9 protein-coding genes and 2 pseudogenes are annotated in these 12,732 nt (G+C 59.0%); 9 read left to right on the forward strand and 2 right to left on the reverse strand.

The window, feature by feature from the left end; all coding sequences use genetic code 11:
• The first annotated feature begins 149 nt into the window (after positions 1–149).
• The 5 genes and pseudogenes from JJE66_RS38300 (at position 150) to JJE66_RS34330 (ending at position 2,766) form a co-directional block, all read left to right on the forward strand.
• Positions 150–446 (forward strand): hypothetical protein, encoded by a 297-nt coding sequence (locus JJE66_RS38300; protein ID WP_246756775.1) that lies wholly within the window; start codon positions 150–152, stop codon positions 444–446.
• Positions 443–986 (forward strand): annotated as a pseudogene (locus JJE66_RS38305) (TrbI/VirB10 family protein). Before JJE66_RS38300 ends, JJE66_RS38305 begins: the two are co-directional and overlap by 4 nt.
• Positions 987–1,516: 530 nt before the next feature.
• Positions 1,517–1,711 carry a hypothetical protein gene (locus JJE66_RS38780; protein ID WP_311980206.1) on the forward strand — a complete coding sequence of 65 codons (195 nt, stop codon included), beginning with the start codon at positions 1,517–1,519 and terminating at the stop codon, positions 1,709–1,711.
• A 406-nt stretch (positions 1,712–2,117) separates the two neighbouring features.
• Positions 2,118–2,495 (forward strand): hypothetical protein, encoded by a 378-nt coding sequence (locus JJE66_RS34325; RefSeq protein WP_200520224.1) that lies wholly within the window; start codon positions 2,118–2,120, stop codon positions 2,493–2,495.
• Between the two features lie 22 nt (positions 2,496–2,517).
• Positions 2,518–2,766, forward strand: coding sequence for a PilZ domain-containing protein (locus JJE66_RS34330; protein WP_311980246.1), 249 nt, complete (start codon positions 2,518–2,520; stop codon positions 2,764–2,766).
• 294 nt (positions 2,767–3,060) lie between these two features.
• On the opposite strand, the pseudogene JJE66_RS34335 reads toward JJE66_RS34330, so the two are convergent.
• Positions 3,061–3,348, reverse strand: a pseudogene (locus tag JJE66_RS34335) (Lrp/AsnC family transcriptional regulator); the annotation flags it as partial.
• 674 nt (positions 3,349–4,022) lie between these two features.
• On the opposite strand from JJE66_RS34335, the gene JJE66_RS34340 reads away from it, so the two are divergent.
• Complete coding sequence (locus JJE66_RS34340) at positions 4,023–6,050, forward strand: TonB-dependent receptor (RefSeq protein ID WP_246756776.1); 2,028 nt, start codon at positions 4,023–4,025, stop codon at positions 6,048–6,050.
• A gap of 32 nt (positions 6,051–6,082) precedes the next feature.
• On the opposite strand, the gene JJE66_RS34345 is transcribed toward JJE66_RS34340, so the two are convergent.
• The gene (locus tag JJE66_RS34345) at positions 6,083–7,879 is read right to left on the reverse strand and encodes a bifunctional diguanylate cyclase/phosphodiesterase (protein ID WP_200520227.1); all 1,797 of its coding nucleotides are present in this window, start codon (positions 7,877–7,879) and stop codon (positions 6,083–6,085) included.
• Between the two features lie 213 nt (positions 7,880–8,092).
• On the opposite strand from JJE66_RS34345, the gene JJE66_RS34350 reads away from it, so the two are divergent.
• The 3 genes from JJE66_RS34350 to JJE66_RS34360 all read left to right on the forward strand — a co-directional run bounded on the left by JJE66_RS34350 (position 8,093) and on the right by JJE66_RS34360 (position 12,718).
• The gene (locus JJE66_RS34350; RefSeq protein ID WP_200520228.1) at positions 8,093–9,535 is read left to right on the forward strand and encodes a sigma-54 dependent transcriptional regulator; all 1,443 of its coding nucleotides are present in this window, start codon (positions 8,093–8,095) and stop codon (positions 9,533–9,535) included.
• A 558-nt stretch (positions 9,536–10,093) separates the two neighbouring features.
• Entirely contained in the window at positions 10,094–11,056 is a 963-nt protein-coding gene (locus tag JJE66_RS34355; RefSeq protein ID WP_200520229.1) for a hydrogenase, read from the forward strand.
• Between the two features lie 63 nt (positions 11,057–11,119).
• Complete coding sequence (locus JJE66_RS34360) at positions 11,120–12,718, forward strand: nickel-dependent hydrogenase large subunit (RefSeq protein ID WP_200520230.1); 1,599 nt, start codon at positions 11,120–11,122, stop codon at positions 12,716–12,718.
• Positions 12,719–12,732 lie beyond the last annotated feature (14 nt).

The following is a 12,732-nucleotide window of genomic DNA, read 5'->3' on the forward strand; positions in this document are numbered from 1 at the left end:
ATACACCAAAACCGGCCAACAATCCCTTTTCTGGTCGACAACAGACCGAGGCGCGGGCCGGCTCGCAGCTCGAATCAGAGGCGCTATGGCGGGCGCGGCTCGAGCGCGAGGCGCATGAGCAATATCTGCGGGAGCGACAGCGCGAGCGGATGGCGCGCGTGCAGGCCAACGATGCCGCCCATGACTCACCGCTCGCCATCAATCTGAGCAAGCTCCAGACAAGCGCGGCAACGGCAACGAGCAACACGGCGCTGGCAAGGACGACAACACCTGTCCTTGCGGGCGGCGCGTCCGATCTCTATGCGGCGACGTTGCGTGCCGGCTTCGGCATGCAGAACATCGATCAGAACGGACAGGCGGCGAAAGAGGATTTCTTCAACGCGGACCTCAAAAAGCTCGGCTACCTGCCCAACAAGGTTGTCACGCCGCGTCCGCTTACGAATTGAAGCGCGGGTCGGTCATTCCGGCGACGCTGATCACCGGCATCAATTCTGACCTCCCCGGTCGCATCACCGCCCAGGTCAGCCAGAACGTCTACGACAGCGCGACGGGCCATCATCTGTTGATCCCGCAGGGCGCGAAGCTCCTCGGTCGCTACGATTCCAAGATTTCATTCGGGCAGAGCCGCGTCCTTGTGGTCTGGACTGACATCATCTTCCCAAACGGAGCGACGCTGCAGATCGGCGGCATGGCGGGCACGGATGCGGAAGGCTATGGCGGCTTCAATGATCATTCGGATCGGCGATCATGATCGCCGCGATCGGTGCCGGATCGATATGTCAGTGCCCGCGAGTTCACCCTACGGGTATCGACAGACACCCTCGGATGCCGCGCGAAACAGCTTTGCCGAGACGTTTGGCCGGGTCGCCGAGCAGACCATCAGCAAGAACCTGAACGTCCAGCCGACCTTGGAAATCCGACCGGGCTATGTGTTCAACGTCCTCGTCGATCAGGACATGGTGTTTCCCGGCAATTATCAGGGGTGAGAGGCGACGTAAGGCTATTCAATTTTTGGCATCGCAGGCGGCCGTATCTGGGAAGAGGATACCAGGGTTTGATGCTGATCCCTTGCGAAGCGAATGCATGTAGAACATTCGAAGGTTTCGGGGGAAACGCCCTCAAAATTCGCTTCCATTGAAGGTGGTGAAAATTGAGTCGGGAGCTCTGGGAAGCCGATCGGCTCGTTGCTGTATTTCGAAGTGCCTCGTCGGCCGACAGAATAGGTGAACCGGCCCTCGCCGCCGCGTAGTTAGTGCATGCTGATATCGATCGAGCCGCGATTCGCCGTCACTTTCTTATACGCGCAGGCGAAAAAACGATCTTCCTCTTCACGTCGGACCGCACCTCGCTCGCTAGTGAGCGCCGCACGGACGTTCGACGGCGTCTTCGTTGGCACGGCACGTCGTGAAGCAGAAGTCGCGGAGCGTTGCACATTTACAACCCGCAGAGCTGTACGAGGTCGTAAGCTGGTCGATCAGAGTGACCGAAACATATCGATAGATCAGCGGGGGCGAACGTGTTTGATGTCTATCGCAATGGGAAGCGTGAATTGCTCGTTCTAAGCACAGGCTCCGCGATACCCGGGGCTTACTCTGCAAATAAGTGGCGCAAGAGCAGAAAAAGAATTCTCAAAGTAAGCGACGAGATCAGGTCAACCGTTCAGCGAGAAGGGTATTACGTCCGCAGCTTGCGGGTCACGAAAAAGGGATGATTTAGTTCGGGCGCTTCGGACCGCCGCGTCCTCCGATGTGCAATCCCGCCAGCATTACCCCCATCAAGCCGCTATCTTCTCGCTCTTCCGGGTATCGACCGCTACTTGGATAACTCGAAGCTGATGCCCGGCCATTCCCAAGCCAATATTTACCGAACTCCGATAGCGTTCTCGGCGCAACTTGCATAAGGCAATATCGGCCGATCGCAACCTCCTAACTGTTTGTAAACGGCTTCGGCGTAAAACGCGGACATTCTACAGATGGTCGGCTTCGCCATGGTTGTCATGGCAAAGCTAAATCCGAGTTGGCCTGTCCCGTTGTACTCGCGTATAACTATATTTTTCATCATCGCTTTTTGATCACTTTCGGCACCGCAACGCCGACCCGCAATAGAGAGTTGCGACGATGTCCTCGGTGCTAAAATTTCGGCAGCCCTACAAAGCGAACTCTGAGACAATTCCCTCGTGCCAGAGACTGCCTGACATTGCGGCAAATGTCGTTGCTTTGTTGTCGCAAGTTCAAGCTCTCGAAATTCAAACAAAAGATGACATCCGCCCGGCGATCTTCATTCTTGAACTCGCGACTAACCGCATCCGATTGATCGTTGGACAGACAAAACTGAATGAAACAACCAGAACGACTTTACTGGCTCAGTCGACGAGGATCGAGTTGCTTATTGCAGCAACGCGCAGGGAGGCGGCGCATTTATTTGGAGGAACTGATTTGAAATCGGGGATTGCTGATGATGGAAAACAATCGAAAGGCGCACCGTGTTCGGTTTGAACATAAACACACGGTCAGCATCATGGGTGTCGATGGGACGTGGCGGCGAAGCTGCATACTTGTGGACGCCTCTGCAACGGGTGCCAAGCTTGAGGTCGAAGGCTCAACTGAACCCCTGAAAGCACAGGAATTCTTCTTGGTTCTGTCCTCCACGGGTCTGGCATTTCGGCGCTGCGAGCTAATTTGGGTGGATGGGTCTCACGTCGGGGTGCAGTTCGTCGCACCAAAGACAAAGGGTAAGCCGAACGCAGAGAAACGTCTTGGCGGTTGACAACGAGATGTCGGATTTACCCATGATCAGGCTAGACTGACAGATTTGTTGTCGGCGCCCACTCCAAGATGAGCGGGCCTGGGTCAGTTCTGTTCGACGGCCCCACGAAACGTCGTGCAAATGCTTCTCATGTTGGCCTGCACTGAGGCCGCGACCTTGTTCAAGACATTGGCGGTCTTGTGCACCCAGCACCGCTGATGCCGCATGGCAGGAAAGACTCTGACGGCCATCCCCGCTCATTGGCGACGCGCAAACACATCAATCCGCGATGTAGACATCTCCATCAGCGCGCGGTCACTCTTCGCACGGAGTCTCCACTGGAATAGCAAAGCCCGCTTTTACGCGATCCAAGACGACCATCGTCTTGAATCCCTTGATGTCCGGGTTCACATAGACGAACCGCCGCGTGAACTCCTCATATTCTTCCATGCTGGTGGCGGTAACGTATAGGACGAAGTCCGCGTCTCCGGTGACGTAGAAGCCGTTGACGATCTCGGCGGACGATTTGATGGCCTTCTTGAATCTGTCGATGATATCTGAACGCTCGCGCTCCATCGTCACGAGCACAAGCATTTGAACGGGCTATCCTAGGTCCGGTCCCGCGCGTACCGGTTCGAACCTCAGCGATTACTCCGATCGACAGGAGCGCGAATGATGTTGCAAAGTTGGTTTGCGGCCATTGCGTTAGCCCGCGCTCGACTAAATCTTGCCGTCCAAACTGCAAAGTGAGTTTGCAATTGCTGAACAGCGCTTCGTCCCAGTGGGTATGATCAATTGTCTATGGGGTCATACTGTGTATGTTAGCCAAAATAATAGAGGGAGGAGGAGAGCCCCTAAGAAACGGCTCACGACGTTCGAAGGGTTGCGGTTGGCCTCGTCGCTTGAACCTGACCGGGGGATCTTTGCAGCAACGAGTCGACGTCGAACTCCGAAAGGCGCCGCAGCGGCGAATGCCGCCGCGATCGCGGCGACCTGGCCGCATTGTCTGTCAATGTGGACGTTGCATTTCAGCTTTGTTAGGTGCCTGCGTCATTCTTACGGACGCAGACAGTGGCGCCGCCGAACCGGCCCAAGCTGTCCAAGAGCTTCCACCAATCGAAGTGATTCGCGGCCAGCCCGTCGCAACGAGAAGGCAGCTTTCGTCGCAAACCCGAAAAAAGCCGGCACCCTCGGCTGCGCGGATCGTAGTGCATCCGACAGCAGTCGTGGGAGCGGATGCGCGCAGCGCCGCCTCTGGCCCTGCGCCGCCGCAGAGCATGGCGAGCCAAATCACGGTGTCCGGCGAGAAGTTGCGGGCGCGCCCCGTAGCGCGTCCAGGCGAACTGCTGGAAGCGGTGCCGGGTTTGATCGTGACGCAGCACTCCGGCGAGGGCAAGGCCAACCAGTATTTTCTGCGGGGATACAATCTTGATCATGGTACCGATCTTGCGATCACCGTCGATGACGTTCCGGTCAACATGCGGACCCATGCGCATGGTCAGGGCTATGCCGATCTCAACTGGCTGATCCCGGAAACCATCGGCACGATGGAGGTGCGCAAAGGTCCCTACTTTGCCGATGAAGGCGATTTCAGCTCCGTCGGCAGCGTGCATATCGGCCTGATCGACCGCACCACCAAGGGGCTGGCGCAGATGACCGCCGGGAGCTTCGGCTATAGGCGCTTCCTCGGCATGGACTCCGTGAGCCTTGGTGACGGTTCGCTGCTCATCGCCGGCGAAGCCGGCACCTACAATGGCCCCTGGGATAATCCGGACGACGTGCGGAAGCTGAACGGGCTCGTGCGCTACAGCCAGGGCACCGCGACCGACGGCGTGTCCGTGACCGGCATGGCCTATGCCAATAAATGGAATTCGACCGACCAGGTGCCGCAGCGGGCGATCAAGAGCGGCATGTTGGATCGGTTCGGCGCAGAGGATCCGAGCGACGGCGGCAACACCAACCGCTTCGCGCTATCGGCAAGCGTGGCGCAGAGCGATGACAGGGGATTCTGGAAGGCGAACGCCTATGTCGTGAAGAGCGAGCTCGACCTCTTCAACAATTTCACTTATTTCCTGAAGGATCCTGTACTCGGCGACCAGTTTCACCAGCATGACGATCGGCTGATGGCGGGAGCAAACGTCGCCCGGACGCTGAACGGCTCGTTGGCCGGGTTGCCGATGGAGACGACTTTCGGCGTGCAATCGCGCTATGACGCCATCGATCTCGCGCTGACCGATACCTTCCAGCGCGGCTTGCTCTCCAACGTTCGTAGCGACAAGGTCAGTGAGGGCAGCCTCGGCCTCTATGCCCAGTCGACTGTCCATTGGACCGATTGGCTCAGAACTATCGTCGGCTGGCGCGGCGATTATTCTGCAGCCGGCGTCACCTCGCTGTTCAACACCAACAATTCCGGTCATGTTGATGCTGCGATCGGCAGCCCCAAGTTCAGGATGGTCCTGGGGCCGTTCAACAAGACCGAGTTCTTTGTGGGCGCCGGCTACGGCATGCACTCAAACGACGCGCGCGGTGCGACGACGACGGAAGATCCGGTCGACCCGGCCACGAAGCTTACGCCGGCGCCGCTCCTGGTGCGCACCAAGGGTGCCGAGGTCGGCCTCCGCAGCAGGATCATTCCCGATCTCGACACCTCGCTGAGCGTCTTCCTGCTCGGCCAGGATTCGGAGATCGTCTTCAACGGCGATGCCGGCGATACCTCCGCAAGCCGGCCGAGCCGCCGCTACGGCTTCGAGTGGACCAACCATTATCGCCCAAAACCCTGGATCGATATCGAGGCCGATGTCGCGATGACCCATGCGCGCTTTCTCGGCTCCGACAGCGACCAGGCAGCCGTGTATGCCTCGCTTGCCGGTTATCCCGACGCCCAGATCGGCAACGCGCCCGGCAACTACATTCCGAACGCGCCTGCGATGGTGGCGTCCGCCGGCATCACGCTCGGCGAGAGGACTGGGTGGTTCGGTGCGTTGCGCTGGCGTTATCTCGGCTCGAGTCCGTTGACAGAGGACAATGCGTTCCGCTCACAGCCGACCAGCGTCGTCAATGCGCGGCTCGGCTATGGGGCGGATAATGGCTGGCGCATCCAGCTGGACGTGCTCAACCTCTTCAACGCAAGGGCAAACCAGATCACTTATGCCTATGGTTCGCTTCTGAAGACCGACACGCCTTATAATCTCTGCTACCCTATTCAGACCGCGCCCACTGCGGTGTGCCGGAATGGCGTGATGGACTACGTCCTGCACCCGGTCGAGCCGCTGGCCGTTCGCTTGACGGTGTCTGGTCGGTTCTGATGCGGCGGCGTTTCGGGCCGGCTTTGACATCATCAGGCGACCGCCCTTGAGCCATGGAGCAGCTGCGCAGCGGGCTGCGGGCGCGCAATGAAATACCCTTGGGCTTCCGTGCAGCGTTGATCCCCAAGAATCATCAGCTGTTCGGCTGTCTCAACGCCTTCCGCGACGATCGTCATGTCGAGAGCCGTACCAAGCTCCGAGATCGCTCTGACGATCGGAGCCGCATTGCCTTTCTCGCTGAGATCCCGAATGAAGGATTGGTCAATCTTGATCTTATCCAGTGGGAAATTGCGTAGGTAACTTAGCGCGGAGTACCCCGTTCCGAAATCATCGATGGCGATCTTGACTCCAAGGACACGCAGGTTGTTGAGAGTGTCGCGCGTCGTCGCCTCGTCTTGAAGCAAGATACTCTCGGTGATCTCCAGTTCCAGACGCGAGCCGTGCAGACCCGTCCCCGCAAGGGCGCGGGTCACCGACATTTCCAGGGCGCCGCGCTTGAATTGTACCGGCGAAAGATTCACGGCAACCTTGATGTTGTTGGACCACGAGACCGCATCGCGGCAAGCTTGCTGCAGGACCCAGTCGCCGATGGGCACGATGAGGCTGGTTTCTTCGGCCAGCGGAATAAACGTCGCAGGCGATATCATTCCTTTCTTCGGATGATTCCAGCGTAGCAGCGCTTCGAACGCAACAATCTGCTTCGAAGCGATATTGACGATCGGCTGGTAAAAGAGCTCGAACTGGCCAAGCTCCAGTGCGGCGCGCAGATCCACCTCCAGGGCGCGCCGTTCTTGCAGGCGGATGTTCATTTCGCTCTGAAAGACCCGATATGTGCCTCGCCCGTCAGCCTTTGACTGATAGAGAGCGACGTCGGCGTTCTTGATCAGGCTGTCGATCTTTGTCTCTGACCGCGCAGCAACATTGATTCCGATGCTGGTGCCGACGACGACGCGGTGGCCATCAATCAGGTAGGGCTCGTTGATTGCCGTAAGGATCCTCTCCGCCAGTTGGCAGGCCTCCTCGCGACCGGCCGTGTCGGCGCGCAGGATGGCAAATTCGTCACCACCGAGGCGCGCGACAACATCCGTTTGCTCGGCGCATGACCGCAGCCGGTCGGCGACCGCAAGCAGCAGCAAGTCCCCGACGCCGTGCCCCAGCGTGTCATTGACGTTCTTGAAGCCGTCGAGATCCAGGCACAGGACGGCAATGCTTTCTTGCCGGCCCGAGGTGACCAATGCCTGGGTGGTCAATTCATGAAACTGGGCCCGATTGGCGAGCCTTGTGAGCGGATCGTGGTTGGCCATGAAAGCGATCTGCGCTTCGTAGCGCTTGCGCTCGGTCACATTTCGGCAAGTGCCGCGATAGCCCTGGAATCGGCCTCTTGCAAAAGTTGGATTGCCGTTGATCTCCAGCCAGACCTCACATCCGTCCGATTGGTGGACCGAAAGTTCGAATCCGCGAAAGGGCTGCCGGCCGGCAAGGCTCTGCAGGTGGCCGATCCAGCGCTGGCTGGAGAGCGGGTTGATTCCGAGCGCTTCCACGAGCTTGAGGCCGATGTGGTCAGTCGGCAATTGGAGATCGGCATTACTGGTTGTGATCGCCAGCCGGTCGTTGGTTTCCCAGACGACGTCTGAGGACGTATCGAGAAAGTCGCTTAGGCGCTTGAGCTCACGCCTCAACCGGTCATTTTCCTGTTTCAGGCGCGCAACCTGTTCGCCAGCCGCAACGTCTGCTGCGCCGCAAATCCGCGATTCGAACAGCCAATTGCGCGCGCGCTTGATGCGGTCCGAAACCATCATGCCGATGTCGCTGATTTGAGAATAATCCATGTCCAGCTGCCCCCACAGCGAGGATCGAGGCTAGGCATGGGGTAATTTCAGTGAAGTTGCTAAGCCGGCCGATCCGCCTTCGGGGTTAATTGCCGGTTTACACAGGCGCCTTCGTTACACGCCACGTCGGCACAGCAAAACCGGAGAAGGAACCGACATTGATTTATTCGGGCTGGACAGCTAACCTAGTTTCCAATTTGAAAAGAATGTTGCATGCGCGAACTAGGGACAGTGCTGATTGTCGCGCGGAGCGGCCCGGAATGGGCGGCCATCGCCGAGACGTTGTCGGACGAATATGACTACCGCGTTCTGACGGCCGATTCGGTGGATGGTGCGTTGGCCGCGCTGGCCGATGCACACGTGGATATTGCGCTCGTTGAGTACGGCGCCGAGGCAAAAGGCCTAAAATTACTGGTCGATATGCGAATTTCGCACCCGGATGTGATCCGGATCCTCGCACTCGACGCCAAGACCGAGCTCGGCCAGCGTGAGATGGCACCGGCGGGAATCCATCAGCTGATTCGGAAGCCCCTGGATGCCAGGCAGATCGGTCTGATGGTTGAGCGGGGGCTGGAGGTGCGCGAACTGGCAAGGCGACATCGCTTGCTGACCCGTGAGTTCAAGTTTCCCGCGAACGCAGCTGGAATTCACACCCGGCATGCTCTGCCGCTGCCGCCCGAAAGCCGCCGGTTCGAGAAGCTCGTCTACGTCAGCGAAAAGCTGCATGATCTGTGCGAGCTCGCGCGCAAGGCAGCAAAGACAGAGTTGCCAATCCTGGTCCAGGGCGCGACCGGCACGGGCAAGGAGCTATTGGCCCGCGCGATCCATTACAACTCAGGCCGTCGCGACAGCCCTTTGCTCGTCCAGAACTGTGGCGGTATGTCTGATGAATTGCTGCAGTCAGAGCTGTTTGGTCACAAGCGCGGCGCCTTCACGGGCGCCGTATCAGACCGGCTCGGATTGTTTCGGGCCGCAGACAGGGGCACTGTGTTTCTCGACGAGATATCCGAGGTATCCCCATCGTTTCAGGTGAGCCTGCTTCGATTTCTGCAGGAAGGAGAAGTGAAACCGCTGGGTTCGGACAAGATCGTCACCAGCAATGTGCGCATCATCGCCGCCTCCAATCGTTCGCTGAGGGCGCTGGTTGCCACTGGCGTGTTTCGGCAGGATCTCTACTTCCGCCTTCGTGGATTCGAGCTCGAGGTGCCTCCGTTGCGCGATCGGCCCGACGATATTCCAGTGCTCGCGGAATTCTTCGCAGCCAAACACAGCGATGCGATGGGACGGAAGATCCTAGGCATTTCCGCAGCCGTGCTGGAGAAGCTCGTCGGTTACGAGTTTCCGGGCAATGTGCGCGAGCTCGAAAATGAGATTCGCCGTATGGTCTCGCTGACGGAGGAGGGGGAGTACCTGACAACGAAGCACATGTCGCCGGCTATTCTCGCAGCCCCGCCGCGTCGTCTCAACTCTTCGGCCGGATATTCCCTGCAGGGGACCACGTTGAAGGAAAAGGTGGAGTGCCTCGAGAAGCAGGTGGTCAGTGAAGTTCTTTCAAGGCACCGCTGGAATCAGAGCAAGGCGGCGAACGAACTGGGGTTGTCGCGCGTTGGGCTTGCGAACAAGATCAAGCGATACAGCCTTGATGAGGCACAGTGAGAGCGCCAATGATCGAGAGGTCGAATTCTTCCGAGCCGAGCCCGCCGACGAAGCTGGTCCGATTTCCGCAATCCCGGGTTTCGCCCCCAGGAGCCAACGCACCCTTCAAGGACCTTGGATCGAGTGAGCTGTCGAAGCGCCTTGGTTTGCCCGAGCGGCAGATGACTGGACATTGGTGCAGCCGCTGCCAGGGCATCTGGTACGGCTATCTGCTCGAGGTCGACTGCCCTGCGTGCGGAAATCGCCACGGGTGAAGCCGACTCGGCTCACGATGCTTGGATAAGCCTCCGGCTTGAAAAAATTCGCCGCGGATAGGACTTTCGACGCTGCTGGTTGCCGAGCGCGTGGCTGTCGCTCGGCCTCTTCATTTTGAAAACCATCTATGCATAGCAAAGTTAGTATGCAGAAAATCTGCCGCGGCCAATCAGCTCATCCGCGCCGCTGAAGCCTGAAATCGCTGGAATTCGACGTCTTTCAGCCCGCAAACGCTTCGGCACGAGACTTGCTATCCTCTCTATCAAGATGCCGCATCAGTGCGTCTTATTGGTGGAGGAAATGATGGCTAATCTACTTTGGCTCCAGGGCGGAGCGTGCTCCGGAAACACGATGTCGTTTCTCAACGCCGAGGAGCCAAGCGCCTGTGATCTCGTCACTGATTTCGGTATCAACATCTTATGGCACCCCTCGCTCGGCCTCGAGCTTGGCGAAAATCTTCAGAAGCTCTTGAACGCGCTGACGTCCGGGCAGATGCCGCTCGACATCTTCGTCTTTGAAGGCACTGTCGTAAATGCCCCGAAGGGCACGGGCGAATGGAATCGTTTCGCCGGTCGGCCGATGAAGGACTGGGTCAGCGACCTTGCAAAGGTGGCGAGCTACACGGTTGCCATCGGCGATTGCGCGACATGGGGCGGCATCCCGGCGACGGCGCCAAACCCATCAGAAAGCCAGGGCTTGCAATTTCTCAAGCGCCAGCACGGCGGATACCTTGGCGCGGCCTACAAATCCAAGGCCGGCCTGCCGGTCATCAATGTGCCGGGATGTCCGGCACATCCGGACTGGATCACGCAGATTGTCGTTGCGGTCGCAACCGGACGAGGCGCTGATTTGTCGCTCGACGAGTTTCAGCGCCCGAAAACGTTCTTCACGAGCTTCACGCAGACCGGCTGTACCCGCAACATGCATTTTGCCTACAAGGTGTCAGCTACCGAATATGGACAGCGAAAGGGATGCCTGTTCTACGATCTCGGCTGCCGGGGTCCGATGACGCACTCCCCTTGCAATCGAATCCTCTGGAATCGCCAGTCCTCGAAGACCCGCGCCGGAATGCCGTGCATGGGCTGCACCGAGCCGGAGTTTCCGTTCTTCGACCTTGCGCCAGGTACCGTGTTCAAGACCCAGACGCTCATGGGCGTGCCCAAGGATCTTCCGCAAGGCGTCGACAAGTCCGGCTACATCAAGCTGACGGCCGCGGCAAAGGCCGCGTCTCCCGCCTGGGCCGAGAACGACATCTTCGTCGTTTGACGCGACGTCATCGCGCCGCTCGCAGACCTTATTTTCGCTTTCAGTCGTTAAGGACGCACGCTCATGCCAACAGCAGTACAGACTCTTGATATTTCGCCGGTCGGTCGCGTCGAAGGCGACCTCGACGTTCGCGTCAACATCCAGGATGGCGTCGTCGTGGATGCTTGGACGCAGGCCGAGTTGTTCCGCGGTTTCGAAATCATCCTGCGCGACAAGGATCCTCAAGCCGGTCTCGTGGTCACGCCTCGCGCCTGCGGCATCTGTGGTGCGTCGCATCTGACATGTGCCGCGTGGGCTCTGGACACGGCCTGGCAGACCGAAGTGCCGCGCAATGCCATCCTAGCCCGAAATCTTGGCCAGTTGGTCGAGAGCTTGCAGAGCCTGCCGCGCCATCACTACGGGCTCTTCATGATCGATTACACCCACAAGAACTATTCCGGCTCGAAATACTATGAAGAGGCCGTCAAGCGGTGGGCGCCGTTCACAGGCAGTAACTACGAAATCGGAGTGACGATTTCCGGCAAGCCCGTCGAGATCTATGCCCTTCTGGGTGGGCAATGGCCGCACTCGAGCTACATGGTGCCAGGGGGCGTGATGTGCGCGCCAACGCTCACCGACGTCACCAGAGCCTGGTCGATCCTCGAGTATTTCCGTCGCGAATGGATGGAAAAAGTCTGGCTCGGCTGCTCGCTGGAACGCTACGAGCAGATCAAGAGCTACGACGACTTCATGGCGTGGCTGGACGAAAAGCCGCAACATGCCAATTCCGACCTCGGCTTGTTCTGGCGCATGAGCATGGACTGCGGGATGGACAAATACGGTCAGGGACACGGCCGTTTCGTGTCCTGGGGGTACCTGCCGCACGAGGACAAATACCAGAAGCCCACAATCGAGGGGCGGAATGCGGCCGTCATCATGAAGAGCGGCGTCTTTGATGGTCACAGCGATACGTTCAAGCTGATGGACCAGAAATTTACCCGCGAAGACACCGCTCACGCCTGGTACGATGAGCCGGGCGGCCTTCATCCCTTCGATCGCAAGACCGTGCCGACCCAGAAGAACACTGTCGACATGGGTGGGAAGTATTCCTGGTCAACCGCCGTGCGGCACGACGAAAGCGGCCGTCTTGAGGCGGGGCCCCTGTCGCGCCAGCTGATCGCGGGCGGCAAGCATGGCGAGTCTTGGCAGCACTATGATCCCCTGGTGCTCGACATGTACAAGAAGCTCGGCGGCGCCAGCGTGATGTTGAGGCATTTCGCGCGCATGCACGAGGGCATCAAGCTCTACCGTCAGGCCGAGCACGCGCTTCGGGAGTTTCGCCTGAATGACCCCTGGTACATCAAGCCGAGGGAGCGGGACGGACGGGGTTGGGGAGCCACCGAGGCCATCCGGGGAGCTCTCTGCCACTGGATCGAGGTCAAGGACGGCAAAATCAAGAACTACCAGATCATCGCGCCGACGACCTGGAATGTTGGACCGAGAGCAGCCGATGGGACCCGTGGCCCGATGGAGCAGGCGCTGATCGGCTCGCCGATCAAAGATCCGCGCGATCCCGTCGAGGTCGGCCATGTCTGCCGGTCCTATGACTCTTGCCTCGTCTGCACGGTGCATGCACATGATGCCAAGACGGGTGAGGAACTGGCGCGCTTTAGAACAGCCTGAGATACTCGCTGAGT

It is taken from the genome of Bradyrhizobium diazoefficiens, from assembly GCF_016612535.1.
Classification (GTDB): Bacteria; Pseudomonadota; Alphaproteobacteria; order Rhizobiales; family Xanthobacteraceae; genus Bradyrhizobium; species Bradyrhizobium diazoefficiens_C.

Excerpts from the sequence above, each read along its gene's own strand:
- JJE66_RS34355 (WP_200520229.1), top strand. The coding sequence starts at position 10,094 with ATGGCTAATCTACTTTGGCTCCAGGGCGGAGCGTGCTCCGGAAACACG.
- JJE66_RS34350 (WP_200520228.1), top strand. The coding sequence starts at position 8,093 with ATGCGCGAACTAGGGACAGTGCTGATTGTCGCGCGGAGCGGCCCGGAA.
- JJE66_RS34345 (WP_200520227.1), bottom strand. The coding sequence starts at position 7,879 with ATGGATTATTCTCAAATCAGCGACATCGGCATGATGGTTTCGGACCGC.
- JJE66_RS34325 (WP_200520224.1), top strand. The coding sequence starts at position 2,118 with ATGTCCTCGGTGCTAAAATTTCGGCAGCCCTACAAAGCGAACTCTGAG.
- JJE66_RS34340 (WP_246756776.1), top strand. The coding sequence starts at position 4,023 with ATGGCGAGCCAAATCACGGTGTCCGGCGAGAAGTTGCGGGCGCGCCCC.
- JJE66_RS34360 (WP_200520230.1), top strand. The coding sequence starts at position 11,120 with ATGCCAACAGCAGTACAGACTCTTGATATTTCGCCGGTCGGTCGCGTC.
- JJE66_RS34330 (WP_311980246.1), top strand. The coding sequence starts at position 2,518 with ATGGGTGTCGATGGGACGTGGCGGCGAAGCTGCATACTTGTGGACGCC.
- JJE66_RS38300 (WP_246756775.1), top strand. The coding sequence starts at position 150 with ATGGCGCGCGTGCAGGCCAACGATGCCGCCCATGACTCACCGCTCGCC.